The 13,221-nt window shown below is 55.7% G+C and carries 10 protein-coding genes; 8 read left to right on the top strand and 2 right to left on the bottom strand.

The window, feature by feature from the left end; translation table 11 throughout:
* Positions 1-3 precede the first annotated feature (3 nt).
* The 7 genes from BLS41_RS35905 (at position 4) to BLS41_RS35875 (ending at position 9,100) form a co-directional block, all read left to right on the top strand.
* The gene (locus BLS41_RS35905; RefSeq protein WP_074773769.1) at positions 4-948 is read left to right on the top strand and encodes an ABC transporter permease; all 945 of its coding nucleotides are present in this window, start codon (positions 4-6) and stop codon (positions 946-948) included.
* Positions 945-1,931, top strand: a complete 987-nt coding sequence (locus BLS41_RS35900; protein WP_074773765.1) for an ABC transporter ATP-binding protein — start codon at positions 945-947, stop codon at positions 1,929-1,931. The genes BLS41_RS35905 and BLS41_RS35900 overlap by 4 nt, the downstream gene beginning before the upstream one ends.
* A 2-nt stretch (positions 1,932-1,933) precedes the next feature.
* The gene (locus BLS41_RS35895; protein WP_436972080.1) at positions 1,934-2,974 is read left to right on the top strand and encodes an ABC transporter ATP-binding protein; all 1,041 of its coding nucleotides are present in this window, start codon (positions 1,934-1,936) and stop codon (positions 2,972-2,974) included.
* The gene (locus BLS41_RS35890; protein ID WP_074773761.1) at positions 2,971-4,395 is read left to right on the top strand and encodes an MmgE/PrpD family protein; all 1,425 of its coding nucleotides are present in this window, start codon (positions 2,971-2,973) and stop codon (positions 4,393-4,395) included. Before BLS41_RS35895 ends, BLS41_RS35890 begins: the two co-directional genes overlap by 4 nt.
* Positions 4,392-5,258, top strand: coding sequence for a serine hydrolase (locus BLS41_RS35885; RefSeq protein ID WP_253189916.1), 867 nt, complete (start codon positions 4,392-4,394; stop codon positions 5,256-5,258). Before BLS41_RS35890 ends, BLS41_RS35885 begins: the two co-directional genes overlap by 4 nt.
* A gap of 93 nt (positions 5,259-5,351) precedes the next feature.
* Positions 5,352-6,335: a serine hydrolase gene (locus BLS41_RS35880; protein ID WP_074773756.1), complete on the top strand. Its 984-nt coding sequence runs from the start codon at positions 5,352-5,354 to the stop codon at positions 6,333-6,335.
* A 20-nt stretch (positions 6,336-6,355) separates the two neighbouring features.
* Positions 6,356-9,100, top strand: coding sequence for a M14 family metallopeptidase (locus BLS41_RS35875; RefSeq protein ID WP_083380282.1), 2,745 nt, complete (start codon positions 6,356-6,358; stop codon positions 9,098-9,100).
* Positions 9,101-9,198: 98 nt separating this feature from the next.
* Here BLS41_RS35875 and BLS41_RS35870 read toward each other — a convergent pair whose 3' ends face one another.
* Positions 9,199-10,347, bottom strand: a complete 1,149-nt coding sequence (locus BLS41_RS35870) for a porin (protein ID WP_074773748.1) — start codon at positions 10,345-10,347, stop codon at positions 9,199-9,201.
* A 799-nt stretch (positions 10,348-11,146) separates the two neighbouring features.
* Between BLS41_RS35870 and BLS41_RS35865 the strand changes: the two genes are divergently transcribed.
* Positions 11,147-12,343, top strand: coding sequence for a CaiB/BaiF CoA transferase family protein (locus BLS41_RS35865; protein WP_074773745.1), 1,197 nt, complete (start codon positions 11,147-11,149; stop codon positions 12,341-12,343).
* Positions 12,344-12,425: 82 nt separating this feature from the next.
* On the opposite strand, the gene BLS41_RS35860 is transcribed toward BLS41_RS35865, so the two are convergent.
* Positions 12,426-13,220, bottom strand: coding sequence for an enoyl-CoA hydratase (locus tag BLS41_RS35860; protein WP_253189915.1), 795 nt, complete (start codon positions 13,218-13,220; stop codon positions 12,426-12,428).
* Position 13,221: the final 1 nt, after the last annotated feature.

Raw genomic sequence — 13,221 nt, 5'->3', positions numbered from 1 at the left:
GTCATGTCCTCCCAATCGAGTCCTCCGGCCGTCGATGTCGTTGATTTCGCGTCGACGACGGTCGTCGAGCAAAAGCCGGAAACGCCCGCGCGCCGCATGGCCAGGCAGTTCTTCTCTTCATGGATCGCGGTAATCAGCCTTGTCGTGTTAGTACTGGTCATTGGCATAGCCATCTTCGCGCCAGTGCTGTCCCCCCAGAATCCGTATGACCTCACCCACATCGACATCATGGACGGCCGATTGGCGCCCGGTTCGATCTCCGGCGGCGGTGTGAAGATGTTATTGGGATCGGACGAACAAGGCCGCGATATTTTGTCGTCTATCTTCTACGGTTTGAGAATATCGCTGGGCGTCGGGGTCGCGTCAGCGTTGTTTGCTGCAGTGGTCGGCGCATCGCTCGGTCTGTTTGCCGCTTACGTGGGCGGTAGAACTGAGGGGGTCATCATGCGAATCGTCGATTTTCAGCTGGCATTTCCGGCGATTCTCGTCGCACTGATGATTCTGGCTTTTCTCGGAAAAGGAGTGATGAACGTAGTGCTGGCGCTCATCATCGTCGAGTGGGCGGCGTACACAAGAACGGCACGGGCCACGACATTAGTCGAGCGCAGAAAGGAATACGTGGAAGCCGCGGAGTGTCTTGCCATTCCAACACGACGAATTCTATTTGGTCACCTGTTCCCGAACATTCTTCCGCCGCTCATTGTGATTGCGACCGTTCAGGTGGCCCGCGCCATCGCACTTGAAGCGACATTGTCGTTTTTAGGGCTGGGCGTGCCCGTGACCGAACCGAGTCTTGGACTGCTGATCGCAAATGGCTACCAGTACATGTTGTCGGGTCAATATTGGATCAGCTTTTATCCGGGCATTGCTCTTGTTCTGACGGTCGTTTCGATCAACCTGGTGGGTGACCGCCTGAGAGATGTGTTGAGTCCCAGGAGCCTGGCATGAGTCCATTACTGGAGTTGCGAAATCTGCGTACTTCGTTTGCCACTCGCGCCGGCGAAGTCAGAGCGGTCAACGACGTATCGCTCAGTCTCGAGCGAGGCAAAATTCTTGGACTGGTGGGCGAGAGCGGATCGGGCAAGTCGATGCTGGGCTATTCGATCATGGGATTGATCGAAAAGCCGGGCCGCATCGTGAGCGGGCAGATATTGTTTGACGGCTGCGACCTGTCGACAATCAAAGGGGAACAAAGACGGCGTTTGCGCGGCAAGCGCATGGCCATGGTATTTCAGGATCCCATGATGACGCTTAATCCGGTGCTGCGTATCGACACGCAGATGATCGAGGCAATCAGGGCGCACGAAAGGGTGACGTTCAGTGAAGCTCGGGTTCGCGCCCGCGAAGCGCTTGGCAGAGTCGGAATTCCCAGTCCCGAAGAGCGTCTTGCCGCGTATCCCCATCAATTTTCGGGAGGCATGCGCCAGCGTGTCGCGATTGCCATCGCGATGCTGCACAAGCCCGATCTCATCATTGCGGACGAGCCTACTACGGCGCTCGATGTGACGATCCAGGCGCAGATACTCGCCGAGATCAACGCGCTCGTTCGGGAGAGCAATACCGCTCTGATATGGATCACGCACGATTTGTCTGTGGTCGCGCGACTCGCCGACGAAATCGCCGTGATGTATGCGGGCAAAGTTGTCGAACACGGCGGCGTCGAGGACGTGTTAAATCGCCCGATGCATCACTACACCGCGGGACTGATGGCGTCGGTGCCAAGTCGCAACCCGCGCGGAGTACGGTTGCATCAGATCCCTGGAATGCCACCCAATGTTCTGAATCTGCCGGCGGGCTGTGCCTTCAGACCTCGGTGTGCCAGTGCAGACGGGGCATGTACCGATGTGTCGGAGACGGTGTTGGGCAGTCACGCGTTCCGATGTATCCATCCGATAGCACAACCTAATTCGAAATCGGAAGCGCCAGCATGAATATGAGCGATATGGAAGCGATTGAACCGCGGATGCCAACCGACCCAGTCGAACCGATGATCGAACTCCGAGGTGTTTCGAAGCGCTTCGGGGCTCGAGACGATCTTCTGGTCCGCTCACTCGCACGGATTGGCGCCGCGAAATTGTCGCCGCAAGTCTACGCGGTGAACGACGTCAGTCTGACGGTTCGACGTGGTGAGGTGGTCGGCCTCGTAGGGGAATCCGGCTGCGGCAAATCAACCTTGGGAAGAATGGTCGCCGGCATCATGCGACCATCGGAAGGCTCCATATTCTGGCGCGGATCTGACGTCGATTCGCTCTCGGCGCTCGAAGACCGTCAACGGAAGTTGCGGGTGCAAATGGTATTCCAGAACCCATTTGCCTCGTTGAATCCACGAATGTCGGTAGGCGATATCGTCGGAGAGGCGCCGCGGATCCATGGGCTTGTCGATAGCGATCACTCTGCTTACGTGGATGACCAGATGAGACGAGCCGGAATCGATCCAGCCGTCAAAAGCCGCTATCCACACCAGTTCAGCGGCGGTCAGCGTCAGCGAATTGGGATTGCTCGCGCGCTTGCTGTCAATCCGGAGTTTCTGGTCTGCGACGAAGCCGTGGCGGCGCTCGACGTATCGATCCAGGCGCAGATTCTAAATCTGTTCATGGACCTGCGGGAAAGTCTCGGTTTGACGTATCTTTTTATCAGCCATGATCTTGGCGTGGTCGAGCACATCTCCGATCGGGTGGCCATTATGTATCTTGGCAGAATCGTCGAGGAGGCGCCCACCGAGGAGGTCTTCGGGAAGCCCAATCACCCTTACACACAGGCACTCCTCGAGGAAGTGCCACGCATCGACACCACCAGAAAGCCGTTCTCTTTTCTGAAAGGCGAATTGCCCAGCCCATTGTCTCCCCCCGGCGGGTGTCATTTCCACCCGCGATGTCCGCACGCGATGGCCCGTTGCAAGGAAGATGCTCCGTTGCTCAAGACGATTGCTCCAGGCCACCGAAGTGCCTGCCATCTGAATGACATTGCATTATGAGCGTTGAGGCGTTGATCAGATTCAACCTCTCCCTCAGGTTGGAAGACATACCCGACGACGTGCGGAGCGAAACCCAGCGAATGTTCCTGGACTATATGGGGTGCATTGTGGCTGCGCGTGCTTCGGAGATGGAGCCGATTGTCGCAGGCACCGTGGCTGTGCTCGGGGGCGCCAGTGCGCCAGGTAGTCGAGCCTATGGTTATGCGCGCCTCGGGGACGCATTGGATCTCAGCGAGGGCTACAACGGTGCGCATTTTGGCGTCGGGCCGGTCGCTGCCGCGCTCGCGCTGGCGGCAATTAGCCGTGCCAGTGGCGCAGAATTGTTGACCGCGATTGCGGCTGGCTATGAGACGGGCGCGCGCGTCATGGATGCGATTGGGCCATATTTCACGGAGATCGAAGGGAAGCCTCAATATGCGCCCATCTGGAGTGTGTCCGCTCCGGTGGTCTATGCGGCTGTCGCGACGGCGTCGAAACTGTTGAAGCTAGACGCATCGTCGAGCGCCGAGGCGTATGCGATCGCGGGAGCATCCATGCCCATTCCCACTGGCGGTGTATGGGGCAGAATGCCGAATTCGCCCAACACGAAGTTCTGCGACGTGGGATGGTGCACGTTGGCCGGCGTGATGGCGGCGGTATCTGCCGCAGCAGGTTCCACGGGATTAACATCGCTTACGGAAGACGATTGGGGCCTGTTTCGCATCCTCTGTGCCGAACATGCTAAGCCGAAGTATTTGTCGGAATCGCTAGGGTCGAGCTGGCGTATCCGACGTATTGTCTACAAGGATTGGCCCTGTTGTGGACTCAACATTGGGCCCATGAAAAACATGCTTGCGCTCACGAGCCAGCTTCCAGTCGCTCTTGAGCGCACGGAAAGGATTGTCGCCGAGATAGGCCTTGCCGGACTCTCCCCAAACGCCGTCAATCAGACTCCTGCGACTTTCGCCGCCAGGCAATTCAGCATTCCGCACACCATGGCGATGCTTGCTTTCGGAATACCGCCGGGCGCTCAGTGGGGCTCGCAAGAACTGTCTGATCATCCCCGTATCGCGGCATTTCGAAGAAAAATCGAAGTGGTGGAGCATCGTCAACCGTGGCCTTCCCAAGACGCTCGCACAAATCCGCAACGCAGCGTCCGCAACAAGCCAAGTGCCGTCCGAGCGTGGGTGAGCGGAAAACAGTACGTTTGCGAGACCTTGATGGAGAACGGGGGAGCCGTTCAACACGTGCTGCAACCACAGTGGGACGATGAATGGGTTGCCGCGAAAGTATCAAATCTCGTTGAATCCCGTTCAGCTCGCGTGTTGACAGATCGCGCGCTGGACATGACTGCGCAGCAGTCGGCGCTTTCGTTGGTTGCTGCGCTTGAGAACGCCAGGCCCATTCAGCAGGCACTGTCGTTACCCCTCGAATCAAGATGAAAAACCTTATGAAGACAATGAACGGGCTGAAAGAAAAACTGGATAGGCTCTGTGACGCCCAATCCTTCACAACGACATGGTATGTCAAGGATCTGAAAAGCAATATTGAAATCCATCGCGCTGGGGAAATGCCGGTACCGTCGCAAAGTACGCGCAAGATCGTGTTTATGCTGGCTGCGCTTGAAGCCGTACATGCCGGGCGATTAAATTTGTCCCAACGCATGGTGATCGACGAACGCCTGATGCAGGGCGTCGTGTCGGGAGTTTTCTATTTCATGACGCCTGGGCTGACTATTCCGTTACGCGACGCGCTCGTCCAGATGATCATCACAAGCGACAACACGTGTACGAGTCTCGTCGGGGAAGCGGTAGGGCTGAATGCAATCAATAACTATTGTCAACGGCTCGGCATGTCGGCGACATTGATTCGCGAACTCGTCCCGCCAAGAGATATGCCTGCAGACCACGACTTCGATTTCGTGGCTCAGACGAGTGCCATCGATCAAGGCAATCTTCTTCAGATGGTACTTGCCGGAAGCCAGGACGATGCGGCGGCTCAACGGCTGGGATGTTCGCAATCGCTATGTCAGCTTGCTATGGAGATCCTGATCCGGCAGGTTTATCGGACACAGCTACCGGCTCACCTGCCGTTGGGGACCAAAGTCGCTCACAAGACCGGTACGGGTAAGCACGGAAAAATGGACGCCGGCATCGTGTTCCGAAATGGAAAGCCACGCTTCGTCATGACGGCTTATGCGGTCGATGTGCCGGTTGAAATGCCGGACGGAATGCCCGGTCAGCACGCAGCTTCGGAACATCTGGCGCGAATGTGCCGCGTTTGCTGGGATGAACTCGGCGACTAGATTGCCGACTGGGTTGCTATCTATTGCCGGCGCTTCATGTTCGTCTCTTGGAGAGCCGGTGTCGTCGATTAAACCGAATTTAAAGTCGTTGCTATGACAGAAAACAGTAAGACTGCTTCGCCCGTTCATCCTGGCCGACCCGCCGCCACGCTTGCGAAACTAAATGCGGTCGCGGAGTTACAGCGGATTATCGAATACTCTAGGGGCAGCGTGGGTGTGTCGGCGTTGCATGTAGAGACCGGAGAGCGACTGGGGCTTCATGAGGATTGCCGCTTCCCGCTCGAAAGTACCATCAAGATCGCCATCGCGATGAAGGTACTGGCCCTTGTGGATGCAGGTGAGCTGGCCTTGAGCGATTGGATCGAAGTCCAGTCGAGTGAGATGAATTCAGGGGGGCCGCTAGGTGAGGAGTTTTTGCATGATGGGGTCGCGCTCTCGGTGATGAACTTACTTGAACCGATGATCACCCGCAGCTGCAACACGTCGACGGACGTGATGTTCCGGGTGGCAGGAGGGGCGGAGGCTGTCGCCGACTATGTCGAAACCGTGCTTGGAATCGAAGGTTTCGAATCACGGTACACCATGCGCCACGCACTGTGTGTACTGCACGATATTGCGGAGCTTCCATTTGACGTTTCGGAGCGCGATGCGCTGCGAAACGCATCCTTCGACGTGATCGACGCGCGAAACCGGATGCACGGCGAAAAAACCGATTATCGCAACGATTTGCGTGACCAATGCACACCGTACACGATGATCGAATTGCTCAATGCGCTGTGGTCTGGAAAAGGAATAACCAGAGCATCGCGTGATTTGCTTCTTGACATCATGAGTCGCACGACGACCAGTCCGGAACGTGTTAAAGGCCGGCTACCGCAGGGCGTGCCGTTCGCCAATAAAACTGGCAGCGGGCTCGGTGCCGCAGCAGATGTCGGATTCCTGACACTTCCGGATGGACGGGGCACTGTTGCTTTAGCAGTGTACGTTAAAGATTCACCCGAAAATATGGCTTACCGAAACTCGATAATCGCTGATGTGGCACGTCTTGCTTACGACTATTTCGTTCTGATTTCCTAGATTCACACCCGACCGCTCCCATGAGATTGGAAATGAATTCTATTACATCGCCCAAAGAGTTCTTGGGGCACGAGATTGGCGAAGATTACTATCTCGCTAACTATACTCAATTGGTAGAATATTGGACCTTGCTGGCGACCCAATCGTCACGCATCAAAATGGTGGATATCGGGGCTACCGGATATGGGCGACGTCAGTACATGCTGATCATCTCGTCGCCGGACAATCTGGTGAATGCTGACAAACATCGAGATCTGGCCCGCACTCTGGCACAACCCTACGATATCGATCATGGTCGCGCTTCGGAGTTGGCGCGCGACGGCAAGGCCGTGGTATTTATCGATGCCGGTGTTCACCATAACGAGATTCTCCCGACGCAGACCCTGTTCGAACTGGCATGGCGCTTGGCCTCAGGAACGGATCGGGAGACCCTGAGAATTCTGGATGAGGTGGTGCTGTTGCTGGTACATGCGAATCCGGATGGTCACGAGGACTTTGCGTGCGAGTATATGCGTGAGCGGGATCCCGCAAAACGGCCGGTGGAATGGCGCTTTGCGACGCCGGAGTTGATGCCTCGGTATGCGGGTTCCGATATCAATCGTGACTATCATTTCACGGCGACAGCGGAAACACGAAACGTAGCAGAAGTCATGTACCGGGAGTGGTTTCCGCAGGTTGCGTATGACCCTCATCAGACGGGGCCTCTAGGGGGGGCGATGTATGTTCCCCCCTTCCGCGACCCGAACAACGCTTATACTCCGCCGCTTGTCCTCGCGACGAGCGCTGAACTGGGCATGGCCGTTCACCATCGACTCATCGCGGAGGGCAAGGTCGGGTCGTACATGCAGAATGCGGCTCCGTATACGGCATGGACTAATGGCATGTCTACGACGACGGCTCATTTGCATAACGTAGTGGGGATCCTCTCGGAGGTGATCGGCACCCCACATCCGCAGCGAATTCCTTTCGTCCCGGCGCGTCATGTGCCAAGTGGAATACAGCCTTTAGCGCTTGCTCCACAAATCTGGCAAGCGGCAACGACAATCGAATATCAGATTTCGGCGCAGAAGGCGGTCCTCGCCTGGGTCGCCTCTAATCGAGAGCGGTTGTTGATGGCAACCTACACGGCAAATCGGGACGCAATCGAAGCCGGCAATCGCGACACGTGGACGATGGGGCCAAGCCAGTTAGCTTCGTTGACGACACCGGATCCGTTTCAGTCGCAGCGTATCTACGATGCTTTTGACCGGGCATCCGGAATCCATGTGGGGAATTTGCGAGGCTGGAGCGAAGCGGACCCTTCGCGGCACGCGTCCGTTTTGCGTAAGCCCGCGCTTCGGAACCCGCGCGGATATATCATCCCGTCGGATCAGCCTGATTTCGCGAACGCAGTATCGTTCGCGAATGTGCTGCTTCGCGGGGGTGTACGCGTCGAGCGTGCGAAAAGAGCGTTTATCGTTGGAACCCGAAATTATGCAGCGGGTAGTCTGGTCGTCAAGACGGCGCAGCCGTATCGCCCGTTCATCCTGGATATGTTCGAATCGCATGAGTGGCCCTCTATGCCGTTGTTCTCCGGCGGTCCAATTGAGCTTCCGTACGACGCTGCAGGTTACACATTGGCTTATCAGATGGGCATCGAATTCGATCGCATCCTGGAAGGATTTGACGGGCCGTTTGAGACCATTGAGTCTTCTATTGCTATTCCATCAGGGCGTTTGATCGGAGGCTATGCCCATTCAGCCGTTATCGGGTTTGTGGTGGGCTGTGAGTCTAATCACGCCTATCGGTTGATCAACCGTCTGCTTGCTGCGGGAAAAAAAGTGCATCGGATATGTCAAGCCAGTGTATTTGACGGCGTCAGCTTACGTTCAGGGGCTTTCTGGATACCGCAAGACACGGATGTTTTAAAGGTAGTGAGTGGTGGGATCCAGGAGTTGGGACTCGACGTCATTGCGCAAAGCGCGCCTCCATGCTTTACGATGAAGGAGATTAGGGGCACGCGAATCGGGATCGTCAGTAAGTTCGGCGGCGTGCGATCTGCAGGATGGTTGCAGTGGACTCTGGACGAATTCGAATTCCCCCACACAGTGATGTACCCGGGTGATCTGATGGCTGGGAACTGGGGCGATACATTCGATGTTCTCTTTCTAACGGACGGCAGTATCAATAAGGCAGCTAGAGACGCTGTGGATGGCGAGCCTGTAGACGAAGCTGCCGCCTACCTCAATTCGCTCGACAGCACACCGATTTCCCCCATGGATATTCCTGACAGATACCACCATATGCTGGGGGACGTCGAGGACGAAAAGACATTGCAAAACGTCCGTGATTTTCTGACGTCTGGCGGTTCCGTGGTTGGAATTGGCAGCGGTACGAATATCGCTTCGCCATTGGGCTGTCCTGTTTCCAGACATGATGGACGTCCATATATTCCTTTGTCGGTCGTAAAAGCAAAAGTCGATAATGAGCATCCGCTCGCGTGGGGGATGGGCGACGACGTGAATCTGATTTTTGACCATAGCCCCGTGTTTTCTAACAAGCATCGTGAGCGTTCCAATTGCGCTTGCTGGTTTGACGGGCGGGATATATTGCAGAGCGGATTCGCGCTCCGGGAAGATGAATTGGCTGGCGCGGCTGCGATCGTATCCAAAGAAGTCGGGAAAGGTCGACTGATTCTGATCGGACCTGAAGTTAACTTCCGCGGTCAAACTTCTGGGGCGTACAAGTTTATTTTCAATGCAATTTTTTCGGTATCCGACAGGTAATCGCACAAAGTAAGTCGCAGAGAAGTCGTAACTGGGGACCGGCACTTTCCGTCCAGTAAGAATGGAAAGTGCCGTTCGCTTAGTCGTTATGTCGACGCTTAGAACTTGTGTCGAATTCCGACAATCGCGATAGTCTGGTCCTTTGTGCCGTCAACTCCATAATCTCCCACCGAAGCAAGCGCGCTTTGAATGCCGCCCGCAGCCGTGCGCTGTTCGCCGCTGGCTCGCTGGTAGCCTGCGACGGCATACACATCGGTACGCTTCGATAGCGCGTACATGCTGGCTGCACTAATCTGGTTGTAGTGTGCCGATGCATTGCCAGTTGCAGAGGTGTAGGCGTACCCGATTGCAGTAGTGATGGCCGGCGTCACCTGATATCCGATGAAGGCTCTGCCGGTATTGAATTTTTGGGTGGAGTTGAAGGTGGAAAAGCCATCCGCCTTGAAGAGGGTGTTGCTATAGCCGACGCCGACGGTCATAGGACCGATCACATACTGACCGGCCACCTGCGAGATGGCAATCGTATGAGCGGTTCCATATCCCGCAGTAATCGATGCGCCGTTCAAAATTGAATCGGCGGTTGTACTGGTCCACCCAGATCGCTTGGCCGCATCAGGGTTCGGATTGGTTGCCTGGAAGTATGCCGCCGCGACGCTTAGTGCACCGTGTGTGTACGCAGCGCCGGCACTATACGTGTAACCTTGGCCTACCGCACCCGCAGCGCCCCCAAGTGCATACTGCGCCTCGAACTGCAGACCGGCGTAGTTTGGGCTGATGTATTTGATCTGGTTCGACACTCGCATGCTGTTGTCGTTGTTGTCCACATTAGCCGGTGTTGAAAAGACCGCGCCGTAGAGATCTCCTGTCACCCCTTGGACGAGGTCAACCGTGGCGTCGTAACTCCGTCCGAGTTTCACTGTACCCCACGATGCGCTGGTCAGTCCAACGGTAGCTTGCCGGCCAAACTCTCGGCCGCCCTGGCCTAGTTTCCCTGTCGCCACGCTGTACCCGTTCTCCAGCTGGAAAATGGCTTTCAAACCGCCGCCAAGATCTTCCTGACCTTTAAGCCCCCAGCGGCTGCCTTGCAGATTGCCGGACAGCATCTGGTAGCTGTTTCCCGAGGTCGTCTTTACATAGCCGATACCCACGTCGAGCAAACCGTAAAGCGTGACAGTGCTTTGGGCCTGCGCGCTGGTCGAGGCGGCAATGACCGAAATGGCGGACGCGGCTAACGTGATCTTCTTCATTGATTCTCCTGTTCTTCGTTTAGATAAGAGGCGAAATATTTCCGCACGTCGCCTTTTTTTGATTTATGACGGGACTTCATTTGCATAGCGAACAATGTGCAAGCTGCCCACGTTTCGGATCCGCTGGTGTGACAGAAAGGACCATGGATCATTTAGTTCACAAATTCTTCGCGATACGGTTCGAAGTATTTGCAGGCCAGAAATTGTGGACAAGCAGCTTTAACAGAACGAAGCTGTAGATTTAAGGTAACTGAGCGGTATCGGCAGAGCACAGTCTCTATCTCTCACCTCCGACACATTCGCTCGACATCACGTATAAAAGTGCACCGACTGATCAATGCGTGCTCTTTGCCAGGTTCATTCCACGGGAGACGAGAGTTGCGCTGGCGTACGGTGAGTTGCCCGACATCCGGCTGGCCAAACGCACTGAACGATCTCTTTGCAACAGCGGCAAGAGGGCCTCAGGCAACGGTGCAATTTATGCACCTATCAGCGGATTAGAAGGTGCTTGTTCCGCGATTTCGGCTTCGGAATACTTGTAACAGACGGGAGTGGCGCGCAGCACCGGTCACGAAACGGAAGTCCGATGGGAAATCGATCATGTTCCATGTTGAACGTCTTCGGCCCTGTCTTGGAGAAGTTCACGTTGCATACGAATGAAAAAATTCGGTGGAGAAATTTAAGCGTCTCTGTCAAAGGCCGATCTGTATCGGTGTCCGCCTGCAAAGCTTTTTTTTCAGTCGAGGCAACTCGTGCTTTGTAATTTTGAAAAATCGCGCAATATTCAATAGGAAAAATTATGGCTTCAGAGAAAACATCTAAAGGTCCGCTGAGTGGGTTGAAGGTTTTGGATGTCACTCAAATGTTGGCGGGACCGTATTGCACCTGGATGATGGGTATGATGGGGGCAGAAGTCATCAAGGTCGAAAGGCCTGACGGCGGTGATTTTGCGCGCGCCGTTGCACCTTTCCGTGAGGAAGAGAGCCTTTACTTCATGAGTGTCAACCGGAACAAGCGTAGTCTGACGCTGAATTTGAAGAGCGACGAGGGAAAACAGATTTTCCGTGAGCTATTGGCGGATTGCGACATTCTGGTTGAAAACAATCGGGCAGGGGTGATGGACCGACTCGGCCTCGGGTATGCGGATGCATCGAAGATCAACCCCCGGCTGATCTACGCCTCCATCTCCGGGTATGGCCAGACCGGTCCCTACAAAAATAAGCCGGCCTTCGACGTCGTTGCCCAAGCGATTTCGGGGATGATGAGTATCACAGGTGAAAGCGACGGTCCGCCCGCACGAGTGGGCGTTTCCATCGGCGATATCGCGTCCGGGCTGTTCTGTGCGGTCAGTGTGCTTGCAGCGCTGGAGGGACGCCACAAGTCCGGTCAAGGCACGTTTATCGACGTGTCGATGATGGATTGCCAATTGGCACTGATGGAGAACGCAGTATCGCGCTATATGAATACGGGTGATATTCCTCGCCGTTTGGGCAGCCGCCATCCGTTGATCGCGCCGTTTCAGGCGATCGACACGGCGGACTTGCCAATTGCCATTTGCGTCGATACCGAACCGCAATGGGAGCGTATGTGTCACGCGATGAAGCTGGAGCCGCTAATGGACGATCCACGATTCGAGCATGGTTCGATGCGAGCTGAAAATCACGCGGACCTCGAACCCCTTCTCAAAGCGCGTTTTGCAGAACGCACTCGCGACGAATGGCTGAGTATTCTGGAAGCGGCCGACGTACCGTGCAGCCCCATCAATTCCATTCCTGAGGTCGTCAATGATCCTCAGGTAGCGCACCGTGGCATTCTCGTGGAAGTACCACCAAAATCGGGCATCCATTATGTCGGCTCCCCGTTCCATATGCTCGATGTCGACCTTCGTAGCGAAGGCGTTCCCCCGCGACTGGGTGAGCATTCTGGCGAAATCCTGAAAGAACTTGGTCGATCGGAGGAGACCGTTGAGACTTTGAGGGGTCAGAAGGTAATCTGAAGTTGGGAAGCCAAAGTAAATGCGCCCCGCGAAAGCGGGGCGTTTTGCATTGATGCGTTGCGAGGGAGAGACGAGAATTGGATTAGCGACCGAGCCAACGGGGCTTACGTTTCTCCATGAAAGCGGCCACGCCTTCGCGGAAGTCGCTGGACGCGTAACATGCCGAGATCAGGTCATCGTCAGGAATGGCCGCGACAGGCTGATCCCGAAGCCTGCGTAGCGCCTCTTTGGTGGCATAGAGGGTCAGTGGTGCGAGGGTCTTCAGTTGCTCTGCGATCTCCTCGGCCTTGCTATGGAGGTCAGCGTCACTGACAATTTCCCGAATGGCGTGGACGCCAAGCAGATCGTCTGCAGTCAGCAGGCGGGCGGAAAAGATCATATCTTTGGTCAGTGCGTAACCTAGAGTGGACGTGAGCCGCGCATAGTTTTGTACAGAGAGACAATTACCTACCGTGCGCGCAATCGGAAGGCCAAACTTGACGGACGGGCTGGCGATTCGCACGTCGCAGCTGGCAGCAAGTAGTGCGCCGCCTCCCACGCAGGCGCCGGCCATGGCTGCAATGGTAGGCACCTTGATTTGCTCGACCGCGATCTGAACAGCTTCGCCATTCCGCTCAAGCTTGACGAATTCTTCTGGCGTGGTCGCCTTCTTTAGGGAATCGAAATCCGCGCCGGCCATAAAAGATGGGCGATCCGCGGGCGCCCCGGTGAAGATCACAGCCTTCACTTCCGGATCTTCATTGATCTGACGTGAGACTTCGATAATCGTCTGCTCCATGCCAACAGTCATTGCATTTCTTGACTCGGGCCGGTTAAACATGATCCAGTGAACGCCGTTTTCGCGCTTTTGCAAGATCTCATTCTTCGTTTGATTCACC

Origin of the sequence: Paraburkholderia fungorum, assembly GCF_900099835.1 — a bacterium.
In the GTDB taxonomy this organism is placed as follows: Bacteria; Pseudomonadota; Gammaproteobacteria; order Burkholderiales; family Burkholderiaceae; genus Paraburkholderia; species Paraburkholderia fungorum_A.
Note: the sequence above shows the minus strand (reverse complement) of the source record. Positions and strands in the feature narration are given on the sequence as shown.

What these genes read in the sequence shown, in the direction of transcription:
- BLS41_RS35875 (WP_083380282.1), top strand. Translation starts at nt 6,356, where the DNA reads ATGAGATTGGAAATGAATTCTATTACATCGCCCAAAGAGTTCTTGGGG.
- BLS41_RS35890 (WP_074773761.1), top strand. Translation starts at nt 2,971, where the DNA reads ATGAGCGTTGAGGCGTTGATCAGATTCAACCTCTCCCTCAGGTTGGAA.
- BLS41_RS35880 (WP_074773756.1), top strand. Translation starts at nt 5,352, where the DNA reads ATGACAGAAAACAGTAAGACTGCTTCGCCCGTTCATCCTGGCCGACCC.
- BLS41_RS35905 (WP_074773769.1), top strand. Translation starts at nt 4, where the DNA reads ATGTCCTCCCAATCGAGTCCTCCGGCCGTCGATGTCGTTGATTTCGCG.
- BLS41_RS35870 (WP_074773748.1), bottom strand. Translation starts at nt 10,347, where the DNA reads ATGAAGAAGATCACGTTAGCCGCGTCCGCCATTTCGGTCATTGCCGCC.
- BLS41_RS35885 (WP_253189916.1), top strand. Translation starts at nt 4,392, where the DNA reads ATGAAAAACCTTATGAAGACAATGAACGGGCTGAAAGAAAAACTGGAT.
- BLS41_RS35865 (WP_074773745.1), top strand. Translation starts at nt 11,147, where the DNA reads ATGGCTTCAGAGAAAACATCTAAAGGTCCGCTGAGTGGGTTGAAGGTT.
- BLS41_RS35895 (WP_436972080.1), top strand. Translation starts at nt 1,934, where the DNA reads ATGAGCGATATGGAAGCGATTGAACCGCGGATGCCAACCGACCCAGTC.
- BLS41_RS35900 (WP_074773765.1), top strand. Translation starts at nt 945, where the DNA reads ATGAGTCCATTACTGGAGTTGCGAAATCTGCGTACTTCGTTTGCCACT.